Here is a 20,158-nt window from a genome sequence, read left to right as displayed (position 1 = left end):
GGGAGCGAGCTTGCTCGCGAAGGCCGCGCCTCGGTCTAAAAGAATAGTTACTGAAGCCTATAACAACAGATTCTCGTGGAGCCTCGCTGATGAAATCCTATGAAGTCAATTTTGACGGTCTAGTGGGGCCGACCCATAACTACGGTGGTCTGTCCTACGGTAACGTTGCTTCCCAGAGCAACAGCCAGCAGTCTTCGAACCCGAAGGAAGCGGCCTTGCAAGGTCTGGCGAAGATGAAAGCGCTGATGGAAATGGGCTTTCAGCAAGGCGTGCTCGCACCGCAGGAGCGTCCGGACGTGGCCGCTCTGCGCCGTCTGGGCTTCAGCGGTACCGACGCGCAAGTGATCGAGCGCGCCGCCAAAGAGGCGATGCCGTTGCTGGTCGCCAGTTGTTCCGCGTCGAGCATGTGGGTGGCTAACGCCGCGACTGTCAGCCCGAGTGCCGACACCGCAGACGGTCGCGTGCATTTCACCGCAGCCAACCTCAACTGCAAATACCACCGCAGCATCGAGCACCCGACCACCAGCCGCGTGCTCGGCGCGATGTTCGCCAATCAGCAGCACTTCGCCCATCACGCCGCGTTGCCGGCAGTGGCGCAGTTCGGCGACGAAGGTGCGGCCAACCACACACGTTTCTGCCGCGAATATGGCGAAGCGGGCGTCGAGTTTTTCGTATTCGGTCGCAGTGCCTTCGACAATCGCTACCCAGCGCCGCAGAAATATCCGGCGCGCCAGACCCTCGAAGCCTCGCAAGCCGTTGCGCGTCTGCACGGTCTGCGTGACGAAGGCGTGGTTTACGCGCAGCAGAACCCGAACGTGATCGATCAAGGCGTGTTCCACAACGACGTGATCGCCGTCGGTAACGGTGAAGTGCTGTTCTATCACGAGGACGCGTTCCTCGAGACCGAGCAGATGCTGGCCGAACTGCAAAGCAAGCTCGCCAAAGTCGGCGGCAACTTCCAGTCCGTGTGTGTGCCGCGTTCGGCAGTCACCGTGGATGATGCGGTGCGTTCCTACCTGTTCAACAGCCAGTTGCTCTCGCGTCCTGACGGTTCGATGCTGCTGATCGTGCCGCAAGAGTGCCAGGCCAACGAGCGCGTCTGGACTTACCTGCAAGAGCTGACCAGCTCCGGCGGCCTGATCCGCGAAGTGAAAGTCTTCGATCTCAAGCAAAGCATGCAGAACGGTGGTGGCCCGGCGTGCCTGCGACTGCGCGTCGCGCTTAACGAAACCGAACTGGCGGCGGTCAACCCAGGGGTTATCATGACGCCACCGTTGTACGGTTCGTTGACCGCATGGGTTGAAAAGCACTACCGCGACCGCCTGAGCGAAACCGATCTGGCGGATCCGCAATTGCTGCTTGAATGCCGGACGGCACTGGATGAACTGACGCAAATCCTTAAACTGGGCGCGGTTTATCCATTCCAGATCAATTGATGGCCGGCGCGTCGCCTGAACGCGGCGCGCGGCTTGTCTCCCCAAGAGAGTAAAAACATGAGCGATTCCCTGCAGTTGATCCTTGAAGACACCGACGGCACGCAACTGCAAACCTCGTGCACCCGCGTCGCGGTCATGTGGCAAGGCAAAGAGCTGTGGATCCAGCAGGACGGCCGTGGCCAACTGCTGATCGGCGTGGACGTTGAAGAAGGTGACGCCGAGTACGCCAACCTGCTGCTGCGCCCATTGGCGACTAATCTGGTAAGTCTGCAACTGGAAATGGAACCGGCTGACGTCGGCGACGACGAAGACCACGTGCACGGCCCGGATTGCAACCACGATCACTAAGGAAACCGCTCTATGCTCGCCCTCGGCAAACTGCTTGAACTGACCCTCGCCGGCCGTGAACCGGCGGAGAAGACTCAACTGACTGTCGAAGGCGTGCGTATGCGCTGGTTGAGCGAAGGTGCGCTGGAAGTGCGGCCACCCGAAGCACGCGACAATGGCCTGGACCTGCTGCTGTCGGCAGGTATTCACGGCAACGAAACAGCGCCGATCGAGTTGCTTGACCGGCTGCTGCACGACATCGCCCGCGGCGATCTGAAGCCGCGCGCACGCATTCTGTTCCTGTTCGGCAACCCGGAAGCGATTCGCAAGGGCGAGCGTTTCGTCGAGCAGGACGTCAATCGGCTGTTCAACGGCCGTCATGAACAAAGCAGTGGCAGCGAAGCGCTGCGTGCCTGTGAGCTGGAACGTCTGGCGGCGAGTTTCTTCAGCCTGCCGGATCGCCAGCGTCTGCACTATGACCTGCACACGGCGATTCGCGGTTCAAAGATCGAGCAGTTCGCGCTGTATCCGTGGAAGGAAGGTCGTCAGCATTCGCGTCTGGAGCTGGCACGTCTGCGCGCTGCCGGAATGGAAGCGGTGCTGTTGCAGAACAAACCGTCGATCGTCTTCAGCTCGTACACCTACGACAAGCTCGGTGCCGAGGCTTTTACGCTGGAACTGGGCAAGGCGCGGCCGTTCGGGCAGAACGACGGGGTCAATGTCTCGCTGCTGGAAACCCGTCTGCAGCAGATCATTGAAGGCAACGAGCCGGAGATGGCGGAGCAGGGGCTGGACGGTTTGCAGCTGTTCAGCGTCGCCCGGGAAATCATCAAGCACAGCGATGCATTCCGTCTGAACCTGCCGCAGGACATCGAAAACTTTTCAGAGTTGGAGATGGGGTATGTGTTGGCCGAAGATCTGGCCAATACCCGTTGGGTCATTGAGGAAGAGGGAGCACGTATCATCTTTCCCAATCCCAAGGTCAAGAACGGCTTGCGCGCGGGCATCCTGATCGTCCCGACCACCGACGAAAACCTCGCCTGACAGCGATCTCCAAACCGGCACAAAACCAATGTGGGAGCGAGCCTGCTCGCGAAAGCGGTCTATCAGTCAACTTATCATCGACTGGCAGTCCCTCTTCGCGAGCAGGCTCGCTCCCACATTTGATTTGAGTGAGGTCAAAACCTCACCCTGCGTCAGACCGCTACAGCATGCGGCTCGGTGCGGCGCAGTGCGCGAACCTTGCGCAGCGTATCGGCGCAAGTCCGTGCCGCTTCCTGACCCTTGTGCACAAAGTGTTCGAAGAAGAATTTCTGATGCTCGTCACCGGCATGGAAGTGATGCGGCGTCAGGGATACCGAGAACACCGGCACTTCAGTTTCCAGCTGCACTTGCATCAGGCCGCTGACCACCGACTGAGCGACGAACTCGTGACGGTAGATGCCGCCGTCCACGACCAGGGCTGCGGCGACGATGCCGGCATAACGACCGGTCTTGGCCAGCAACTTGGCGTGCAGAGGCATTTCAAAAGCACCGCCGACTTCGAAGATGTCGATGTCCGATTCCTGATAACCCAAGGCAAGCATTTCGGCGACGAAGCCTTTACGGCTCTGGTCGACGATTTCCTTGTGCCAGCAGGCCTGAATGAACGCGACGCGGTCGCCGTGAGGGTGTTTGCTTTTGCTGTCGATAGCGGTGGGTTGCATGTTCTGACTCCTGTTTGTGTGAAAAACAGGGCGTTATGAATCGAAAGGGATTCAAGGGTGCGCACACGCACAACATCGCGCGGACGGCCCTTTGGCGTTAATCCCGTTCTCTCTTCATCCGGACTATGACCGTCGGCCCCGGAATCACACCGGGTCTGCTGACCTTGCCATCGCGCACAACCGAAGCTGTGTTCGTCGCCAAGCGCTCGCGGGCTATGCGCATTGCGCGCAATTACCGCCGGTGGGGAATTGCACCCCGCCCTGAGAACGTTTTTGCCGCCCTTTCTCGGGCGGCGCAGCGTTTTTAACACAGATTGTGGCTGTGTGCATTGCGCCTTTCTGATGATTGCCATCGAATTTTCTGGCGGTTCGAAACGACTTTTCCTTGCGCAAGGGTTGATTAATCCGAGCGATGACCGCAGTAATTCAACTTCGTAAAGGGATTTCCCCTGCTGATTAGAGGCCAGGTTCATGAGCGTTATCGATCTTCGCAGCGACACCGTCACCCAACCGACTCCCGCCATGCTCGATGCGATGACCGCAGCGGACACCGGTGATGACGTTTACGGCGAAGATCCGACGGTCAATCGTCTCGAGGCCGAACTGGCCCAACGCTTGGGTTTTGCCGCCGCTTTATTTGTGCCGACCGGCACCATGAGCAATCTGTTGGGGTTGATGGCGCACTGTGAGCGCGGCGACGAATACATCGTTGGCCAGCAGGCGCACACCTACAAATACGAGGGCGGTGGCGCGGCGGTGCTGGGCTCGATCCAGCCGCAGCCGCTGGAAGTGCAGGCCGACGGTTCGCTGGATCTGGATCAGGTCGCGGCGGCGATCAAGCCTGACGACTTCCATTTCGCCCGGACTCGTTTGCTGGCGCTGGAAAACACCATGCAGGGCAAAGTGCTGCCGCTGGAGTATCTGGCCCGCGCCCGCCGCTTCACTCAGGACAAAGGCTTGCAACTGCACCTCGACGGCGCGCGTCTTTACAACGCGGCAGTCAAGCTGGGCGTCGATGCCCGGGAAATCACTCAGTACTTTGATTCGGTGTCGGTGTGCCTGTCCAAAGGCCTTGGCGCGCCGGTGGGCTCGGTGCTGTGTGGCTCTGAGCAGTTGATCGGCAAGGCTCGTCGCTTGCGCAAGATGGTTGGCGGCGGCATGCGTCAGGCCGGGCTGCTGGCAGCGGCGGGGCTGTATGCGCTGGACCACAATGTTGATCGTCTGACAGGCGACCATGCCAACGCACAGTTACTGGCCGAGGGCTTGCGTGAAGCAGGTTTCATCGTCGAACCGGTGCAGACCAACATGGTTTATGTGCAAATGGGTGAAAAAGCTGAAGCGATCAAGGCCTTTGCCGCCGAGCGCGGGATCAAGTTGAGCGCTGCCGCGCGTCTGCGCATGGTCACGCACATGGACGTCAATCGCTCGCAAATCGAGCAAGTGATCGCGACATTCGTCGAGTTTTCGCGCAAGTGACAGCGTTAGCCGTCCAATTGACCGTTTCTATCGTATAAACACGCTGTACCCCGCGCGCAGGGCCGATATAATGCGGCCCTTTGCCGTCGCTTCGTCTGTTGACGTTTCGAACAGGCCTTTGGCCGCAGCCTCCGTGGAAGAACCTAATGAAAAGCGCAGAAATCCGTGAAGCCTTCCTTCGCTTCTTCGAAGAGCAAGGCCACACCCGTGTAGCCTCCAGCTCTTTGATTCCGGGCAACGACCCAACCCTGCTGTTCACTAACGCGGGGATGAACCAGTTCAAGGACTGCTTCCTGGGCCAGGAAAAACGTGCGTACACCCGCGCGACCAGCAGCCAGAAATGCGTGCGTGCCGGTGGCAAGAACAGCGACCTGGAAAACGTCGGTTATACCGCTCGTCACCACACATTCTTCGAAATGCTCGGTAACTTCAGCTTCGGCGACTATTTCAAGCACGACGCGATTACCTTTGCCTGGACCTTCCTGACCGGCGTTCTGAAACTGCCGAAGGAAAAACTCTGGGTCACTGTCTACGCCTCCGACGACGAAGCGTATGACATCTGGACCAAAGAAATCGGTGTGCCGGTCGAGCGCATGATCCGCATCGGCGACAACAAAGGCGCGCCTTACGCCTCCGACAACTTCTGGACCATGGGCGATACCGGCCCGTGCGGCCCATGCACCGAGATTTTCTACGATCACGGCGACCACATCTGGGGCGGCCCACCGGGCTCGCCGGAAGAAGACGGCGACCGTTACATCGAGATCTGGAACAACGTGTTCATGCAGTTCAACCGCACCGCCGATGGCGTGTTGCATCCGTTGCCAGCGCCGTCGGTCGACACCGGCATGGGCCTGGAGCGGATCAGTGCGGTGATGCAGCACGTCAATTCCAACTACGACATTGACCTGTTCAAGAACCTGCTGAAGGCCTCGGCTGAAGCCATCGGTTGCGAAAATGGCGATCAGTCGTCGCTCAAGGTTGTTTCCGACCATATCCGTTCGTGCGGCTTCCTGATTGCTGACGGCGTGCTGCCGTCCAACGAAGGTCGCGGTTATGTGCTGCGCCGGATCATCCGTCGCGCCTGCCGTCACGGTAACAAGCTGGGCGCCACCGGCAGCTTCTTCTACAAGATCGTCGCGGCGCTGGTCGCCGAGATGGGCGAAGCGTTCCCGGAACTGAAGAAGCAGCAGAGCAACATCGAACGTGTGCTCAAGGCTGAGGAAGAGCAGTTCTCCAAAACGCTGGAGCACGGCCTGAAGATCCTCGAGCAGGATTTGCTGGAACTCAAAGGCACCGTGGTGCCGGGCGACGTGGTGTTCAAACTCTACGACACCTACGGTTTCCCGATGGACCTGACCGCCGACATCGCCCGTGAGCGCAGCCTGACTGTCGACGAAGCCGGTTTCGAGCGTGAGATGGAAGCCCAGCGTGTTCGTGCGCGTTCGGCCAGCTCGTTCGGTCTGGATTACAACACCCTGGTCAAGGTTGATGTCGCCACCGAGTTTACCGGCTACAAAGACACCAGCGGTTCGGCAAAAATTGTCGCTATCTATAAAGATGGCCAGTCGGTCGACGTCTTGAATGAAGGCGAAGAGGCGGTGATCGTTCTGAATCAGACGCCGTTCTACGCTGAATCCGGCGGCCAGATCGGCGACTGCGGTTTCCTGCAGGCAGGTAACGCGCGTTTCGACGTACGTGACACCACCAAGACCGGCGGCGCCTTCCTGCACCACGGCGTGCTGGATTCGGGCAGCCTGACCATTGGCGCTCCGGTGGAAACTCACGTCGACGCCGAAGTGCGTCACGCCACTTCGCTGAACCACTCGGCCACGCACTTGCTGCACGCTGCATTGCGTCAGGTCTTGGGCGAGCACGTTCAGCAGAAAGGTTCGTTGGTGGATAGCCAGCGTCTGCGTTTCGACTTCAGTCACTTTGAAGCGATCAAGCCGGAACAGATCAAAGCGCTGGAAGATATCGTCAACGCGGAGATCCGTAAGAACTCCGCGGTTGAAACCGAAGAAACCGACATCGAAACCGCGAAGAACAAAGGCGCCATGGCGCTGTTCGGCGAGAAGTATGGCGACAACGTGCGCGTGCTGAGCATGGGCGGCGATTTCTCCGTCGAGCTGTGTGGCGGTATCCACGCCAACCGTACCGGCGACATCGGCCTGCTGAAAATCATCAGCGAAGGCGGTGTGGCTTCGGGTGTGCGTCGTATCGAGGCAGTCACTGGTGCTGCGGCACTGGCCTACTTGAACGCGGCAGAAGAACAACTCAAGGAAGCGGCCAGCCTGGTCAAGGGCAGCCGCGACAACCTGATCGACAAGCTGTCGGCTGTGCTGGAGCGCAACCGCCAACTGGAGAAGCAGCTGGAGCAGTTGCAGGCCAAGGCTGCCAGCGCTGCGGGCGACGATCTGTCGAACTCGGCAGTGGACGTCAAGGGTGTGAAGGTTCTGGCCGCACGTCTGGATGGTCAGGACGGCAAGGCGCTGCTGGCGCTGGTTGATCAGCTGAAAAACAAACTCGGCCGCGCAGTGATCCTGCTCGGCAGTGTCCATGAGGAAAAGGTCGTACTGGTTGCAGGCGTAACCAAGGACCTGACTGGCCAACTCAAAGCCGGTGATTTGATGAAGCAGGCTGCTGCGGCAGTGGGCGGGAAGGGCGGTGGTCGTCCGGACATGGCGCAGGGCGGCGGTATCGACGCCGGCGCACTGGATGGCGCACTGGCGCTGACCGTTCCATTCGTCGAGCAGGGTTTATAAGGCAGTCCGCCCGGCCCGCAGTCTAGTGGCGGGCCCGGCGGCTGTTCGAGTGATTATTGGGCGCCCTTCATGGGCAGAGGCGGCTTTGAAATGGCTTTGATCGTACAGAAATTTGGAGGCACCTCGGTCGGTACTGTCGAGAGAATCGAGCAGGTCGCCGACAAGGTTAAGAAATTCCGCGATGCCGGCGATGACCTGGTGGTTGTGCTGTCTGCAATGAGCGGCGAAACCAACCGTCTGATCGATCTGGCCAAACAAATCAGTGGCGACACTCAACCGGTTCCGCGTGAGCTGGATGTGATCGTTTCCACTGGTGAGCAGGTGACGATTGCCCTGTTGGCCATGGCGCTGATCAAGCGCGGCGTGCCGGCGGTGTCGTACACCGGTAATCAGGTGCGGATCCTGACGGACAGTGCGCACAATAAAGCGCGTATCTTGCAGATTGATGACCAGAAGATTCGTGGTGATCTGAAAGCCGGTCGCGTTGTCGTTGTCGCCGGTTTCCAGGGTGTCGACGAGCACGGCAACATCACCACTCTCGGTCGTGGCGGTTCCGACACCACCGGTGTGGCACTGGCTGCCGCGTTGAAGGCTGACGAGTGCCAGATCTACACCGACGTTGATGGTGTTTACACCACCGACCCGCGCGTTGTGCCGGTCGCTCAGCGTCTGGACAAGATTACCTTTGAAGAGATGCTGGAAATGGCCAGCCTCGGTTCCAAGGTGTTGCAGATCCGTGCGGTGGAATTCGCCGGCAAGTACAACGTTCCGCTGCGCGTACTGCACAGCTTCAAGGAGGGTCCGGGCACCCTCATTACTATTGATGAAGAGGAAACCATGGAACAGCCGATCATTTCCGGCATCGCTTTCAACCGCGATGAAGCCAAGCTGACCATCCGTGGCGTGCCAGACACCCCGGGCGTGGCGTTCAAGATTCTCGGCCCGATCAGTGCCGCGAACATCGAAGTCGACATGATCGTGCAGAACGTCGCGCACGATAACACCACCGACTTCACCTTCACCGTGCACCGCAACGACTACCAGGCCGCACAGACCGTGCTGGAAAACACCGCTCGCGAGATCGGTGCCCGTGAAGTGGTTGGCGACACCAAGATTGCCAAGGTTTCGATCGTCGGCGTCGGCATGCGTTCTCACGCAGGTGTGGCCAGCCGCATGTTCGAATCCCTGGCGAAAGAAAGCATCAACATCCAGATGATCTCGACCTCGGAAATCAAGGTTTCCGTGGTGATTGAAGAGAAGTACCTGGAACTGGCCGTGCGCGCCCTGCACACGGCTTTCGAACTGGATGCTCCGGCCCGTCAGGGCGAGTAATTCCGTTTCTTGAGGGGCGCGGTCTGACCGCGCCCTTTATTTTTTGAATGGCGCGAGCCCTGAACTGTTCTTTTGCTCGCGCTGGTCAATACTCAGGCATGTAGGGCTACGATCGCTCCGGTTGTAGGTCGGGTGCCTTTTTTTTGCAGACTGTTGTCCCTGAACTGAATTGCGTAAGGAGAAAGGTATGCTGATTCTGACTCGTCGGTGCGCAGAAAGCCTGATTATCGGTGATGGCGAAATCACCGTGACCGTGCTCGGCGTTAAAGGAAACCAGGTGCGTATTGGCGTCAACGCCCCGAAAGAGGTTGCCGTGCACCGTGAGGAAATTTACCTGCGTATAAAGAAAGAGAAGGACGAAGAACCAAGCCATTAATTTTTATCGATTTTTATGTTTGCAAACGGGGAAAAGGTTGGTTAAGATACGCCCCGTGTTGCGGAGAGCTGGCCGAGTGGCCGAAGGCGCTCCCCTGCTAAGGGAGTACACCTCAAAAGGGTGTCGGGGGTTCGAATCCCCCGTTCTCCGCCATTATTTGCTTAGTACGTTGTAATCTGGCTTTTTCTGTAAGTTGTTGAAATTAATAGAAAAAGTGGTTGGAATAGAGATTAGACGGGCTATAATGCGGCGCAACAAATGCACTCGTAGCTCAGCTGGATAGAGTACTCGGCTACGAACCGAGCGGTCACAGGTTCGAATCCTGTCGAGTGCACCATTTAAGAGTCAGTTACAGCAATGTAAATGACTCGGCTTCAACCAGGTGTGATCTGGTCTAACAAACACAAATGCACTCGTAGCTCAGCTGGATAGAGTACTCGGCTACGAACCGAGCGGTCACAGGTTCGAATCCTGTCGAGTGCACCATTTAAGAGTTAGTTGCAGCAATGTGAATAACTTGGTTTCAGCCAGTTGTGGTCTGGTCTAAAAACACAAATGCACTCGTAGCTCAGCTGGATAGAGTACTCGGCTACGAACCGAGCGGTCACAGGTTCGAATCCTGTCGAGTGCACCATATACCAAAAAGCCCGCGTTTAACGCGGCCTTTTTGCTGTCCGGGATTTGGCTTTTGCTTTCACGCATCCTCGCTCGTCAAAATCAATTTGAGCCGAACGTCCTCGCTTGAGGTCGTATCGATAGCTCGTCGTCGATGTTCGGACATTTACCTTGTCCGGTTTACCTAGCGCGCTCTCGACATCTTGTTTGCTCATGCCGGCAATGACACGGCGATTGATGATCGCTTCGCGACGTTGCCTGGCGTCGATCAGGTTTCCGCATCTGTCTTCAGCGTGACCAACAATCCCCAGTGCTCGAGTTTTTGTTGTCATCCCGGATGTTTTCTCATGGTTGTGTTCCGGCATCACCGCCACGACTGATCCGGGGGAATAGGGGTGAACTTCCTGTGCTGAGCGCCGCTCGCCGTGCGCACAACTCATCGAGGTGAAGGTGATGCTGCCATCATCGGCTTCGCAACGATGCAGTGTGAGGGCGGCTCCGCCAGGCGGCACGCAAAGCAGGCTGGCGAGTACAAGGTGAGATGTTTTCAAGGGCATTCGACGTCCTCCATGACGATCTATGCTCAAGGGTAGTCGCTACATTTTTCAGTGTCGGTGTGTTTTCTTTTCAGAATGAGTCGTCGCATAGCAAGGATCAGGACAGTGCTCAGGTTTGTTTCGCAAGCGCTTGTTTCGCCCGCGATTTTTTAACGTTTTAAACCGTCAGGCGGTGTATCATTGCGCCCGTCAGCCCCGCCGGGGCTTATGGAAAAATTCCATGGACTTACCCAGTAGTTACTCAGTACCCCGTTTCACCAATCATGAATTGACTGATTGATTCTTCCGGCGTGCCCCGCTGCTGGGAGTGGAGTTCGCCTATGTCTGAAATCGAAGTAAAGAAAACGCAAGAAAGCCTGCAGGATCGCCTGGCTCAGGTCGTCGAGCTGCTGCAGCGTCAACGGGTCGTTGAGGACCTGACTCATCGCCAGGAAGGCGCGCATCACGATCGCGTCGAAAATCTGGTTCACCGGCAAAATCTCGTCGAGCTGCAACGCAAGCTCGATGATCTGCACTCTGCCGACGTCGCCTATATCCTTGAAGCCTTGCCGCTGGACGACCGTCTGACGCTTTGGCAATTGGTCAAGGCTGATCGCGACGGCGACATTCTTCTCGAAGTATCCGACTCCGTTCGTGAAACGCTGATCGCCGACATGGACGATCACGAGCTCCTGGCCGCTGCCAAGGACATGGATGCAGACGAACTTGCTGACCTGGCTTCCGAGCTGCCGCGAGACGTCGTCCATGAGCTGATGGAGAGCCTGGATAATCAGCAGCGTGAGCGCGTGCGTTCGGCCTTGTCCTACGACGAGGAGCAGGTTGGTGCGCTGATGGACTTCGAGATGGTGACTATCCGTGAGGATGTCAGTCTCGAAGTCGTTCTGCGCTATCTGCGTCGCCTTAAAGAGCTTCCGGGCCATACCGATAAACTGTTCGTGGTCGATTACGACGGTGTGCTCAAAGGTGTGCTGCCGATCAAGCGCCTTTTGGTTAATGATCCGGACAAGCAAGTAGCCGAGGTGATGGCTAGCGACCCGGTGAGTTTTCACCCGGACGAAGATGCCTACGACGCCGCACAGGCGTTCGAACGTTACGACTTGATCTCGGCTCCGGTCGTCGACAAGAACGGTAAGTTGATCGGTCGTCTGACCATCGATGAAATGGTCGACCTGATTCGTGAAGAAAGCGAGAACGAAGTCCTCAACATGGCGGGTCTGCGTGAGGAGGAAGACATCTTCGCGTCGGTCTGGAAGTCGCTTCGTAACCGTTGGGCATGGCTGGCGATCAACTTGATCACTGCGTTTGTCGCATCGCGGGTGATCGGTCTGTTCGAGGGCTCGATCGAGAAACTGGTGGCGCTCGCTGCACTGATGCCGATCGTGGCGGGCATTGGCGGTAATTCCGGTAACCAGACGATCACCATGATCGTTCGCGCCATGGCGCTCGATCAGGTAAGCACCGGCAATACTTCGCGCCTGATGCGCAAGGAATTGGCCGTAGGCTTGATCAATGGCCTTGTCTGGGGCGGTGTAATTGGTGTTGTTGCTTATCTTCTTTACGGAAGTTGGTCGTTGGGTGTGGTGATGACCGCGGCAATGACTCTCAATCTGTTGCTGGCTGCATTGATGGGGGTATTGATCCCTATGACCTTGGCGAAGATGGGGCGAGACCCTGCGATGGGGGCTAGCGTGATGATTACTGCGATGACCGACAGCGGTGGTTTCTTCATCTTCCTCGGGCTGGCGACAATATTCCTGCTCTGATCAGCTACAGCGAAACAGCCCGCCTATCTGGCGGGCTTTTTTTTGCCTGGGAAAACTCAAAATCCGCGCAAAAAAAAGCCAGCAATTATGCTGGCTTGAGATGTTCGTTATGGCTCAGGACGCGTCTGCTGCCATTTCGGCGTCATGGGCAATCAAGGACACCAAGGCGTTCTGCTGACGGTGAGACAGCTGGCGGAAACGTTGCAACAGTTCGCGCTCGTGCAACGACAGCTCCGGGCTGTCCAGGCGCATGCTCAGCTCTTCGCCCAGTGCACCTTCCTGAATAAGACTCTGCTCAAGGCGCGCAATGATCTCGGAGTTCATGCTGCGATGATGATTGCGAGCCACCTCGGCAATGCGTTCACGCATTCCGTCTGGCAGACGTACGACGAACTTGTCAGCCGTACGGCTGGAATAAATTGCCTGTTTCAATGGGCGCATATATTTAACCGGTTAGTTCAGGGGAGCGGTTCTCGGGATTGGCCGCAGGATGTGTGGTAGGACAAGCATCCGCGCCAAATGGTTCAACCTGAATTGTTAAGAGGCCCGCATCATGCCTCAAAATTGCCAGATCATTGGCGTCAATTCTGTGACAAATATTGAGCTGGGTAAAGGCGTAATGCCAGCACCAATTATCAGAAATGCGGACTGGTTAGAAATCTTCACCTCTGTCCGCATCCTTGTCCGCTTCCTGCTGCACATCAATTGATGTCCGAGGGCATCAGAACGTGCATGCTATGCGGGTTCTGCATCCTTGTTCCTTACCTGTACAGGATAGTGGCAAATTGCCGATTTACTAGTGGCATACACCTGCTGGAGGGCGTTTTCAGGATGGATGGCAAGCTAATTTACTTGATGGGGCCGTCCGGGTCAGGCAAGGACAGTTTGATCGAGGCTGCGCGAGCCCCCTTACGTGCATTGAACTGTGAGGTGATGCGTCGGGTGATCACGCGATCTGCCGAATCGGTGGGGGAGGATGCTGTTGGGGTGACACCGGATGAGTTTGAGCGGCGTGAGCGCGCCGGCGAATTTTCATTGGCCTGGCGTGCCAATGGTCTCGCCTACGGGATTCCAGTGGAAATGGATCAATGGCTGAATGCTGGACGGCATGTATTGGTCAATGGTTCGCGGGCCAATCTGCGTCAAGCAATGCAGCACTATCCGGCGCTGCTGCCAGTCTTGCTGACAGTTCGGGATGAGGTGTTGCGAGAACGTCTGCTAAGGCGCGGTCGAGAAACGCTTGAGCAAATTGACGCAAGACTGGATCGCAATGTGTTGTTCAAGGATAGGCGGTCAAGTGATGAGCCGGTAAATGTCATTGATAATTCCGGGGAGCTGGCGGAGGCCGTCAGTGATCTTTTGCGTCTGATCAGGCTCAGCGTAAAACCGGATCAAATTTGATCTTTCTTCCCGCAGCCAGCGCCAGCACAAATAGTGTGGCAAAAATGGCGCAGCCAATCAGGGGTAGGGTGATTTCAGCGCCCTCGAACAGCGATAAATGCACAACGCCACTCAATAGAGCGAGGATCAGAAATCCCGCAGCTGACTTGGACATGTTTTACTCCTGAAGATGTTTCAAAAAACCAGATGTTCGGAGGTCAGTGCTGGTCGCACCTGCTCAGAGTTACTGACGGCCTGTGGGGTAGAGGTGTCCTGATCGTTCAGCACCGCCAGTTGGGGTGCTTTTTGTACCTGCAAGTAATGCGGCATGCGCTGGGCCAATGGCTTCTGTGTTGCATGCTCGGGCACAAACTGGAAGCTCACCAAAACCGCAAGAGCAATTGCATTTGCAAGCAAAAGGGTGGTGTTCATGGGTGTAGCTCCGAATGTTCTTCGATAGAACAGACAAAGCAGCCGTCGTGCCAACAGTTTAACCTCTGTTAAGTCCTTTAAAAACAAGCATTTGAGCGGGTTTTTCGAGTTTTGCAGGTTGCAATCTGCAATAGTGGCTTTTCAGTGAGCATGCAAAATGCACGGTAATTCTTCCCGCAGCATTGCAGGGCGCTTGCCTACACTTAAAAAGCCCAACGGACGACATGACAAATCGGGGTTCGGTGGTTAACATGCACGCCGTCCGTCATGCAGCGTCTGCTGCGACAAAGCGTGTGTCTCAGTAGCTCAATTGGATAGAGCATCCCCCTCCTAAGGGGAAGGTTGGCAGTTCGAACCTGCCCTGGGACACCATCTATTGTTGAAACTCCCCTCCTTTAATGCTCGATGGTCTTGAAGCGCCCAATCAGCAGGCGTGGCAAGGCCTAGTCGTAATTTGTATGCGCTTTCTCTTGGAGGGCTTTCTGGTTGAGTTCGAATCAGGCATGGGAGTTGTGTCTATATAGAGGGAGCTTTTTCGCCTGCTTTGATAGAAAAGTGAAATTAACGGTTGACGGCAGATTTAGGATGTCTATAATTCGCCCCACTTCCGGCGCAGTCGAAACGGAAAACTCCTTGAGATTCAATGAGTTATGTAGGTTTCGGCAGCAGGTTGCTTCAGTTCATCGAAGCCAGAAAGAAGTTGAAAAAGAGGTGTTGACAGCAGCGTGTAACGCTGTAGAATTCGCCTCCCGCTGACGAGAGATCGGAAGCGCAAGTGGTTGAAGTTGTTGAAGAATTCTTCGAAAACTTCTGAAAATAATCACTTGACAGCAAATGAGGCTGCTGTAGAATGCGCGCCTCGGTTGAGACGAAAGATCTTAACCAACCGCTCTTTAACAACTGAATCAAGCAATTCGTGTGGGTGCTTGTGGAGTCAGACTGATAGTCAACAAGATTATCAGCATCACAAGTTACTCCGCGAGAAATCAAAGATGTAACCAACGATTGCTGAGCCAAGTTTAGGTTTCTTAAAAACCCAAAGATGTTTGAACTGAAGAGTTTGATCATGGCTCAGATTGAACGCTGGCGGCAGGCCTAACACATGCAAGTCGAGCGGATGAGAGGAGCTTGCTCCTGGATTCAGCGGCGGACGGGTGAGTAATGCCTAGGAATCTGCCTGGTAGTGGGGGACAACGTTTCGAAAGGAACGCTAATACCGCATACGTCCTACGGGAGAAAGCAGGGGACCTTCGGGCCTTGCGCTATCAGATGAGCCTAGGTCGGATTAGCTAGTTGGTGAGGTAATGGCTCACCAAGGCGACGATCCGTAACTGGTCTGAGAGGATGATCAGTCACACTGGAACTGAGACACGGTCCAGACTCCTACGGGAGGCAGCAGTGGGGAATATTGGACAATGGGCGAAAGCCTGATCCAGCCATGCCGCGTGTGTGAAGAAGGTCTTCGGATTGTAAAGCACTTTAAGTTGGGAGGAAGGGCAGTAACTTAATACGTTGCTGTTTTGACGTTACCGACAGAATAAGCACCGGCTAACTCTGTGCCAGCAGCCGCGGTAATACAGAGGGTGCAAGCGTTAATCGGAATTACTGGGCGTAAAGCGCGCGTAGGTGGTTCGTTAAGTTGGATGTGAAATCCCCGGGCTCAACCTGGGAACTGCATTCAAAACTGTCGAGCTAGAGTATGGTAGAGGGTGGTGGAATTTCCTGTGTAGCGGTGAAATGCGTAGATATAGGAAGGAACACCAGTGGCGAAGGCGACCACCTGGACTGATACTGACACTGAGGTGCGAAAGCGTGGGGAGCAAACAGGATTAGATACCCTGGTAGTCCACGCCGTAAACGATGTCAACTAGCCGTTGGGAGCCTTGAGCTCTTAGTGGCGCAGCTAACGCATTAAGTTGACCGCCTGGGGAGTACGGCCGCAAGGTTAAAACTCAAATGAATTGACGGGGGCCCGCACAAGCGGTGGAGCATGTGGTTTAATTCGAAGCAACGCGAAGAACCTTACCAGGCCTTGACATCCAATGAACTTTCCAGAGATGGATTGGTGCCTTCGGGAACATTGAGACAGGTGCTGCATGGCTGTCGTCAGCTCGTGTCGTGAGATGTTGGGTTAAGTCCCGTAACGAGCGCAACCCTTGTCCTTAGTTACCAGCACGTAATGGTGGGCACTCTAAGGAGACTGCCGGTGACAAACCGGAGGAAGGTGGGGATGACGTCAAGTCATCATGGCCCTTACGGCCTGGGCTACACACGTGCTACAATGGTCGGTACAAAGGGTTGCCAAGCCGCGAGGTGGAGCTAATCCCATAAAACCGATCGTAGTCCGGATCGCAGTCTGCAACTCGACTGCGTGAAGTCGGAATCGCTAGTAATCGTGAATCAGAATGTCACGGTGAATACGTTCCCGGGCCTTGTACACACCGCCCGTCACACCATGGGAGTGGGTTGCACCAGAAGTAGCTAGTCTAACCTTCGGGAGGACGGTTACCACGGTGTGATTCATGACTGGGGTGAAGTCGTAACAAGGTAGCCGTAGGGGAACCTGCGGCTGGATCACCTCCTTAATCGACGACATCAGCTGCTCCATAAGTTCCCACACGAATTGCTTGATTCATTGAAGAAGACGAAAGAAGCAGCCCGAAATTGGGTCTGTAGCTCAGTTGGTTAGAGCGCACCCTGATAAGGGTGAGGTCGGCAGTTCGAATCTGCCCAGACCCACCAATTTTGTGTGGGAAACGCCTGTAGAAATACGGGGCCATAGCTCAGCTGGGAGAGCGCCTGCCTTGCACGCAGGAGGTCAACGGTTCGATCCCGTTTGGCTCCACCACTACTGCTTCTCTTGTATAAAGCTTAGAAATGAGCATTCCATCATGATGATGGTGAATGTTGATTTCTAGTCTTTGACTAGTTCGTTCTTTAAAAATTTGGGTATGTGATAGAAAGATAGACTGAACGTTACTTTCACTGGTAACGGATCAGGCTAAGGTAAAATTTGTGAGTTCTCTTAATTGAGAAATTCGAATTTTCGGCGAATGTCGTCTTCACAGTATAACCAGATTGCTTGGGGTTATATGGTCAAGTGAAGAAGCGCATACGGTGGATGCCTTGGCAGTCAGAGGCGATGAAAGACGTGGTAGCCTGCGAAAAGCTTCGGGGAGTCGGCAAACAGACTTTGATCCGGAGATGTCTGAATGGGGGAACCCAGCCATCATAAGATGGTTATCTTGTACTGAATACATAGGTGCAAGAGGCGAACCAGGGGAACTGAAACATCTAAGTACCCTGAGGAAAAGAAATCAACCGAGATTCCCTTAGTAGTGGCGAGCGAACGGGGACTAGCCCTTAAGTGGCTTTGAGATTAGCGGAACGCTCTGGAAAGTGCGGCCATAGTGGGTGATAGCCCTGTACGCGAAAATCTCTTAGTCATGAAATCGAGTAGGACGGAGCACGAGAAACTTTGTCTGAATATGGGGGACCATCCTCCAAGGCTAAATACTACTGACTGACCGATAGTGAACTAGTACCGTGAGGGAAAGGCGAAAAGAACCCCGGAGAGGGGAGTGAAATAGATCCTGAAACCGTATGCGTACAAGCAGTGGGAGCAGACTTTGTTCTGTGACTGCGTACCTTTTGTATAATGGGTCAGCGACTTATTTTCAGTGGCGAGCTTAACCGAATAGGGAGGCGTAGCGAAAGCGAGTCTTAATAGGGCGTCTAGTCGCTGGGAATAGACCCGAAACCGGGCGATCTATCCATGGGCAGGTTGAAGGTTGGGTAACACTAACTGGAGGACCGAACCGACTACCGTTGAAAAGTTAGCGGATGACCTGTGGATCGGAGTGAAAGGCTAATCAAGCTCGGAGATAGCTGGTTCTCCTCGAAAGCTATTTAGGTAGCGCCTCATGTATCACTGTAGGGGGTAGAGCACTGTTTCGGCTAGGGGTCATCCCGACTTACCAAACCGATGCAAACTCCGAATACCTACAAGTGCCGAGCATGGGAGACACACGGCGGGTGCTAACGTCCGTCGTGAAAGGGAAACAACCCAGACCGTCAGCTAAGGTCCCAAAGTTATGGTTAAGTGGGAAACGATGTGGGAAGGCTTAGACAGCTAGGAGGTTGGCTTAGAAGCAGCCACCCTTTAAAGAAAGCGTAATAGCTCACTAGTCGAGTCGGCCTGCGCGGAAGATGTAACGGGGCTCAAACCATACACCGAAGCTACGGGTATCACCTTCGGGTGATGCGGTAGAGGAGCGTTCTGTAAGCCTGTGAAGGTGAGTTGAGAAGCTTGCTGGAGGTATCAGAAGTGCGAATGCTGACATGAGTAACGACAATGGGTGTGAAAAACACCCACGCCGAAAGACCAAGGTTTCCTGCGCAACGTTAATCGACGCAGGGTTAGTCGGTCCCTAAGGCGAGGCTGAAAAGCGTAGTCGATGGAAAACAGGTTAATATTCCTGTACTTCTGGTTATTGCGATGGAGGGACGGAGAAGGCTAGGCCAGCTTGGCGTTGGTTGTCCAAGTTTAAGGTGGTAGGCTGAGATCTTAGGTAAATCCGGGATCTTAAGGCCGAGAGCTGATGACGAGTGTTCTTTTAGAACACGAAGTGGTTGATGCCATGCTTCCAAGAAAAGCTTCTAAGCTTCAGGTAACCAGGAACCGTACCCCAAACCGACACAGGTGGTTGGGTAGAGAATACCAAGGCGCTTGAGAGAACTCGGGTGAAGGAACTAGGCAAAATGGCACCGTAACTTCGGGAGAAGGTGCGCCGGTGAGGGTGAAGGACTTGCTCCGTAAGCCCATGCCGGTCGAAGATACCAGGCCGCTGCGACTGTTTATTAAAAACACAGCACTCTGCAAACACGAAAGTGGACGTATAGGGTGTGACGCCTGCCCGGTGCCGGAAGGTTAATTGATGGGGTTAGCTAACGCGAAGCTCTTGATCGAAGCCCCGGTAAACGGCGGCCGTAACTATAACGGTCCTAAGGTAGCGAAATTCCTTGTCGGGTAAGTTCCGACCTGCACGAATGGCGTAACGATGGCGGCGCTGTCTCCACCCGAGACTCAGTGAAATTGAAATCGCTGTGAAGATGCAGTGTATCCGCGGCTAGACGGAAAGACCCCGTGAACCTTTACTATAGCTTTGCACTGGACTTTGAATTTGCTTGTGTAGGATAGGTGGGAGGCTTTGAAGCGTGGACGCCAGTTCGCGTGGAGCCATCCTTGAAATACCACCCTGGCAACTTTGAGGTTCTAACTCAGGTCCGTTATCCGGATCGAGGACAGTGTATGGTGGGTAGTTTGACTGGGGCGGTCTCCTCCTAAAGAGTAACGGAGGAGTACGAAGGTGCGCTCAGACCGGTCGGAAATCGGTCGTAGAGTATAAAGGCAAAAGCGCGCTTGACTGCGAGACAGACACGTCGAGCAGGTACGAAAGTAGGTCTTAGTGATCCGGTGGTTCTGTATGGAAGGGCCATCGCTCAACGGATAAAAGGTACTCCGGGGATAACAGGCTGATACCGCCCAAGAGTTCATATCGACGGCGGTGTTTGGCACCTCGATGTCGGCTCATCACATCCTGGGGCTGAAGCCGGTCCCAAGGGTATGGCTGTTCGCCATTTAAAGTGGTACGCGAGCTGGGTTTAGAACGTCGTGAGACAGTTCGGTCCCTATCTGCCGTGGACGTTTGAGATTTGAGAGGGGCTGCTCCTAGTACGAGAGGACCGGAGTGGACGAACCTCTGGTGTTCCGGTTGTCACGCCAGTGGCATTGCCGGGTAGCTATGTTCGGGAAAGATAACCGCTGAAAGCATCTAAGCGGGAAACTTGCCTCAAGATGAGATCTCACTGGAACCTTGAGTTCCCTGAAGGGCCGTCGAAGACTACGACGTTGATAGGTTGGGTGTGTAAGCGCTGTGAGGCGTTGAGCTAACCAATACTAATTGCCCGTGAGGCTTGACCATATAACACCC

Annotated in this window: 14 protein-coding genes, 7 tRNA genes, 2 rRNA genes and 1 riboswitch; of the genes, 18 read left to right on the top strand and 5 right to left on the bottom strand. The window is 55.4% G+C overall.

What is annotated here, in order from left to right:
• Window positions 1-89 precede the first annotated feature (89 nt).
• Genes astB through astE form a run of 3 tightly spaced genes read left to right on the top strand, consistent with a single transcriptional unit; the run spans window position 90 to window position 2,807 of the window.
• Window positions 90-1,436 carry an N-succinylarginine dihydrolase gene (gene astB / locus HU754_RS22615; RefSeq protein WP_186625029.1) on the top strand — a complete coding sequence of 449 codons (1,347 nt, stop codon included), beginning with the start codon at window positions 90-92 and terminating at the stop codon, window positions 1,434-1,436.
• 57 nt (window positions 1,437-1,493) lie between these two features.
• Complete coding sequence (locus HU754_RS22610; protein ID WP_016983958.1) at window positions 1,494-1,784, top strand: hypothetical protein; 291 nt, start codon at window positions 1,494-1,496, stop codon at window positions 1,782-1,784.
• A 12-nt stretch (window positions 1,785-1,796) separates the two neighbouring features.
• Window positions 1,797-2,807, top strand: a complete 1,011-nt coding sequence (astE, locus tag HU754_RS22605) for a succinylglutamate desuccinylase (protein ID WP_093430392.1) — start codon at window positions 1,797-1,799, stop codon at window positions 2,805-2,807.
• 152 nt (window positions 2,808-2,959) lie between these two features.
• Here the strand turns inward: astE and HU754_RS22600 are convergent, their stop codons facing one another.
• Complete coding sequence (locus HU754_RS22600; protein ID WP_186625027.1) at window positions 2,960-3,469, bottom strand: 6,7-dimethyl-8-ribityllumazine synthase; 510 nt, start codon at window positions 3,467-3,469, stop codon at window positions 2,960-2,962.
• A 101-nt stretch (window positions 3,470-3,570) separates the two neighbouring features.
• Window positions 3,571-3,742, bottom strand: a riboswitch (FMN riboswitch).
• A 198-nt stretch (window positions 3,743-3,940) separates the two neighbouring features.
• Here HU754_RS22600 and ltaE point away from each other — a divergent pair.
• The 8 genes from ltaE (at window position 3,941) to HU754_RS22560 (ending at window position 10,052) form a co-directional block, all read left to right on the top strand.
• Window positions 3,941-4,945, top strand: coding sequence for a low-specificity L-threonine aldolase (gene ltaE / locus HU754_RS22595; protein ID WP_186625025.1), 1,005 nt, complete (start codon window positions 3,941-3,943; stop codon window positions 4,943-4,945).
• Between the two features lie 146 nt (window positions 4,946-5,091).
• The gene (gene alaS, locus HU754_RS22590; protein WP_186625023.1) at window positions 5,092-7,710 is read left to right on the top strand and encodes an alanine--tRNA ligase; all 2,619 of its coding nucleotides are present in this window, start codon (window positions 5,092-5,094) and stop codon (window positions 7,708-7,710) included.
• Between the two features lie 90 nt (window positions 7,711-7,800).
• Window positions 7,801-9,042: an aspartate kinase gene (locus HU754_RS22585; RefSeq protein WP_007919332.1), complete on the top strand. Its 1,242-nt coding sequence runs from the start codon at window positions 7,801-7,803 to the stop codon at window positions 9,040-9,042.
• A 187-nt stretch (window positions 9,043-9,229) separates the two neighbouring features.
• The gene (csrA, locus tag HU754_RS22580) at window positions 9,230-9,418 is read left to right on the top strand and encodes a carbon storage regulator CsrA (RefSeq protein WP_002554426.1); all 189 of its coding nucleotides are present in this window, start codon (window positions 9,230-9,232) and stop codon (window positions 9,416-9,418) included.
• A gap of 62 nt (window positions 9,419-9,480) precedes the next feature.
• Window positions 9,481-9,571, top strand: a tRNA-Ser gene (locus tag HU754_RS22575).
• A 107-nt stretch (window positions 9,572-9,678) separates the two neighbouring features.
• Window positions 9,679-9,755, top strand: a tRNA-Arg gene (locus HU754_RS22570).
• Between the two features lie 72 nt (window positions 9,756-9,827).
• Window positions 9,828-9,904, top strand: a tRNA-Arg gene (locus HU754_RS22565).
• Window positions 9,905-9,975: 71 nt separating this feature from the next.
• Window positions 9,976-10,052: transfer RNA gene (locus HU754_RS22560), tRNA-Arg, on the top strand.
• 19 nt (window positions 10,053-10,071) lie between these two features.
• On the opposite strand, the gene HU754_RS22555 is transcribed toward HU754_RS22560, so the two are convergent.
• Window positions 10,072-10,590, bottom strand: a complete 519-nt coding sequence (locus tag HU754_RS22555) for a cell envelope protein SmpA (RefSeq protein WP_186625713.1) — start codon at window positions 10,588-10,590, stop codon at window positions 10,072-10,074.
• A 320-nt stretch (window positions 10,591-10,910) separates the two neighbouring features.
• Between HU754_RS22555 and mgtE the strand changes: the two genes are divergently transcribed.
• Window positions 10,911-12,353 carry a magnesium transporter gene (mgtE, locus tag HU754_RS22550; protein ID WP_007919330.1) on the top strand — a complete coding sequence of 481 codons (1,443 nt, stop codon included), beginning with the start codon at window positions 10,911-10,913 and terminating at the stop codon, window positions 12,351-12,353.
• A gap of 114 nt (window positions 12,354-12,467) precedes the next feature.
• On the opposite strand, the gene HU754_RS22545 is transcribed toward mgtE, so the two are convergent.
• Window positions 12,468-12,794 (bottom strand): Arc family DNA-binding protein, encoded by a 327-nt coding sequence (locus HU754_RS22545; protein ID WP_003178899.1) that lies wholly within the window; start codon window positions 12,792-12,794, stop codon window positions 12,468-12,470.
• A gap of 390 nt (window positions 12,795-13,184) precedes the next feature.
• Between HU754_RS22545 and phnN the strand changes: the two genes are divergently transcribed.
• Window positions 13,185-13,754 carry a phosphonate metabolism protein/1,5-bisphosphokinase (PRPP-forming) PhnN gene (phnN, locus tag HU754_RS22540; RefSeq protein WP_186625711.1) on the top strand — a complete coding sequence of 190 codons (570 nt, stop codon included), beginning with the start codon at window positions 13,185-13,187 and terminating at the stop codon, window positions 13,752-13,754.
• On the opposite strand, the gene HU754_RS22535 is transcribed toward phnN, so the two are convergent.
• On the bottom strand, window positions 13,729-13,908 hold the full coding sequence (locus HU754_RS22535) for a PA3371 family protein (RefSeq protein ID WP_095048111.1): 180 nt from the start codon (window positions 13,906-13,908) through the stop codon (window positions 13,729-13,731). The genes phnN and HU754_RS22535 overlap by 26 nt on opposite strands.
• Before the next feature lie 20 nt (window positions 13,909-13,928).
• A complete protein-coding gene (locus HU754_RS22530) occupies window positions 13,929-14,165 on the bottom strand; it encodes a hypothetical protein (protein ID WP_093430377.1) in 237 nt (78 codons plus the stop codon).
• A gap of 295 nt (window positions 14,166-14,460) precedes the next feature.
• Between HU754_RS22530 and HU754_RS22525 the strand changes: the two genes are divergently transcribed.
• The 5 genes from HU754_RS22525 (at window position 14,461) to HU754_RS22505 (ending at window position 20,149) form a co-directional block, all read left to right on the top strand.
• Window positions 14,461-14,537 (top strand) — tRNA-Arg (locus tag HU754_RS22525).
• A gap of 676 nt (window positions 14,538-15,213) precedes the next feature.
• A 16S ribosomal RNA gene (locus HU754_RS22520) occupies window positions 15,214-16,750 on the top strand.
• An 81-nt stretch (window positions 16,751-16,831) separates the two neighbouring features.
• Window positions 16,832-16,907 (top strand) — tRNA-OTHER (locus HU754_RS22515).
• A gap of 30 nt (window positions 16,908-16,937) precedes the next feature.
• Window positions 16,938-17,013, top strand: a tRNA-Ala gene (locus HU754_RS22510).
• A gap of 246 nt (window positions 17,014-17,259) precedes the next feature.
• Window positions 17,260-20,149, top strand: a 23S ribosomal RNA gene (locus HU754_RS22505).
• Together the 16S and 23S rRNA genes with 2 tRNA genes alongside form the textbook arrangement of a ribosomal RNA operon.
• Window positions 20,150-20,158: the final 9 nt, after the last annotated feature.

Source organism: Pseudomonas zeae, from assembly GCF_014268485.2.
Taxonomy (GTDB): Bacteria; Pseudomonadota; Gammaproteobacteria; order Pseudomonadales; family Pseudomonadaceae; genus Aquipseudomonas; species Aquipseudomonas neuropathica.
The sequence above is the reverse complement of the archived record's forward strand: the minus strand, read 5'-3'. Positions and strand labels throughout refer to the sequence as shown.

Bases quoted from the DNA above. Each gene is read 5' to 3' on its own strand.
- HU754_RS22545 (WP_003178899.1), bottom strand. From the start codon at position 12,794: ATGCGCCCATTGAAACAGGCAATTTATTCCAGCCGTACGGCTGACAAG.
- csrA (WP_002554426.1), top strand. From the start codon at position 9,230: ATGCTGATTCTGACTCGTCGGTGCGCAGAAAGCCTGATTATCGGTGAT.
- astE (WP_093430392.1), top strand. From the start codon at position 1,797: ATGCTCGCCCTCGGCAAACTGCTTGAACTGACCCTCGCCGGCCGTGAA.
- phnN (WP_186625711.1), top strand. From the start codon at position 13,185: ATGGATGGCAAGCTAATTTACTTGATGGGGCCGTCCGGGTCAGGCAAG.
- HU754_RS22585 (WP_007919332.1), top strand. From the start codon at position 7,801: ATGGCTTTGATCGTACAGAAATTTGGAGGCACCTCGGTCGGTACTGTC.
- HU754_RS22555 (WP_186625713.1), bottom strand. From the start codon at position 10,590: ATGCCCTTGAAAACATCTCACCTTGTACTCGCCAGCCTGCTTTGCGTG.
- astB (WP_186625029.1), top strand. From the start codon at position 90: ATGAAATCCTATGAAGTCAATTTTGACGGTCTAGTGGGGCCGACCCAT.
- alaS (WP_186625023.1), top strand. From the start codon at position 5,092: ATGAAAAGCGCAGAAATCCGTGAAGCCTTCCTTCGCTTCTTCGAAGAG.
- HU754_RS22610 (WP_016983958.1), top strand. From the start codon at position 1,494: ATGAGCGATTCCCTGCAGTTGATCCTTGAAGACACCGACGGCACGCAA.
- HU754_RS22530 (WP_093430377.1), bottom strand. From the start codon at position 14,165: ATGAACACCACCCTTTTGCTTGCAAATGCAATTGCTCTTGCGGTTTTG.
- mgtE (WP_007919330.1), top strand. From the start codon at position 10,911: ATGTCTGAAATCGAAGTAAAGAAAACGCAAGAAAGCCTGCAGGATCGC.
- ltaE (WP_186625025.1), top strand. From the start codon at position 3,941: ATGAGCGTTATCGATCTTCGCAGCGACACCGTCACCCAACCGACTCCC.
- HU754_RS22600 (WP_186625027.1), bottom strand. From the start codon at position 3,469: ATGCAACCCACCGCTATCGACAGCAAAAGCAAACACCCTCACGGCGAC.
- HU754_RS22535 (WP_095048111.1), bottom strand. From the start codon at position 13,908: ATGTCCAAGTCAGCTGCGGGATTTCTGATCCTCGCTCTATTGAGTGGC.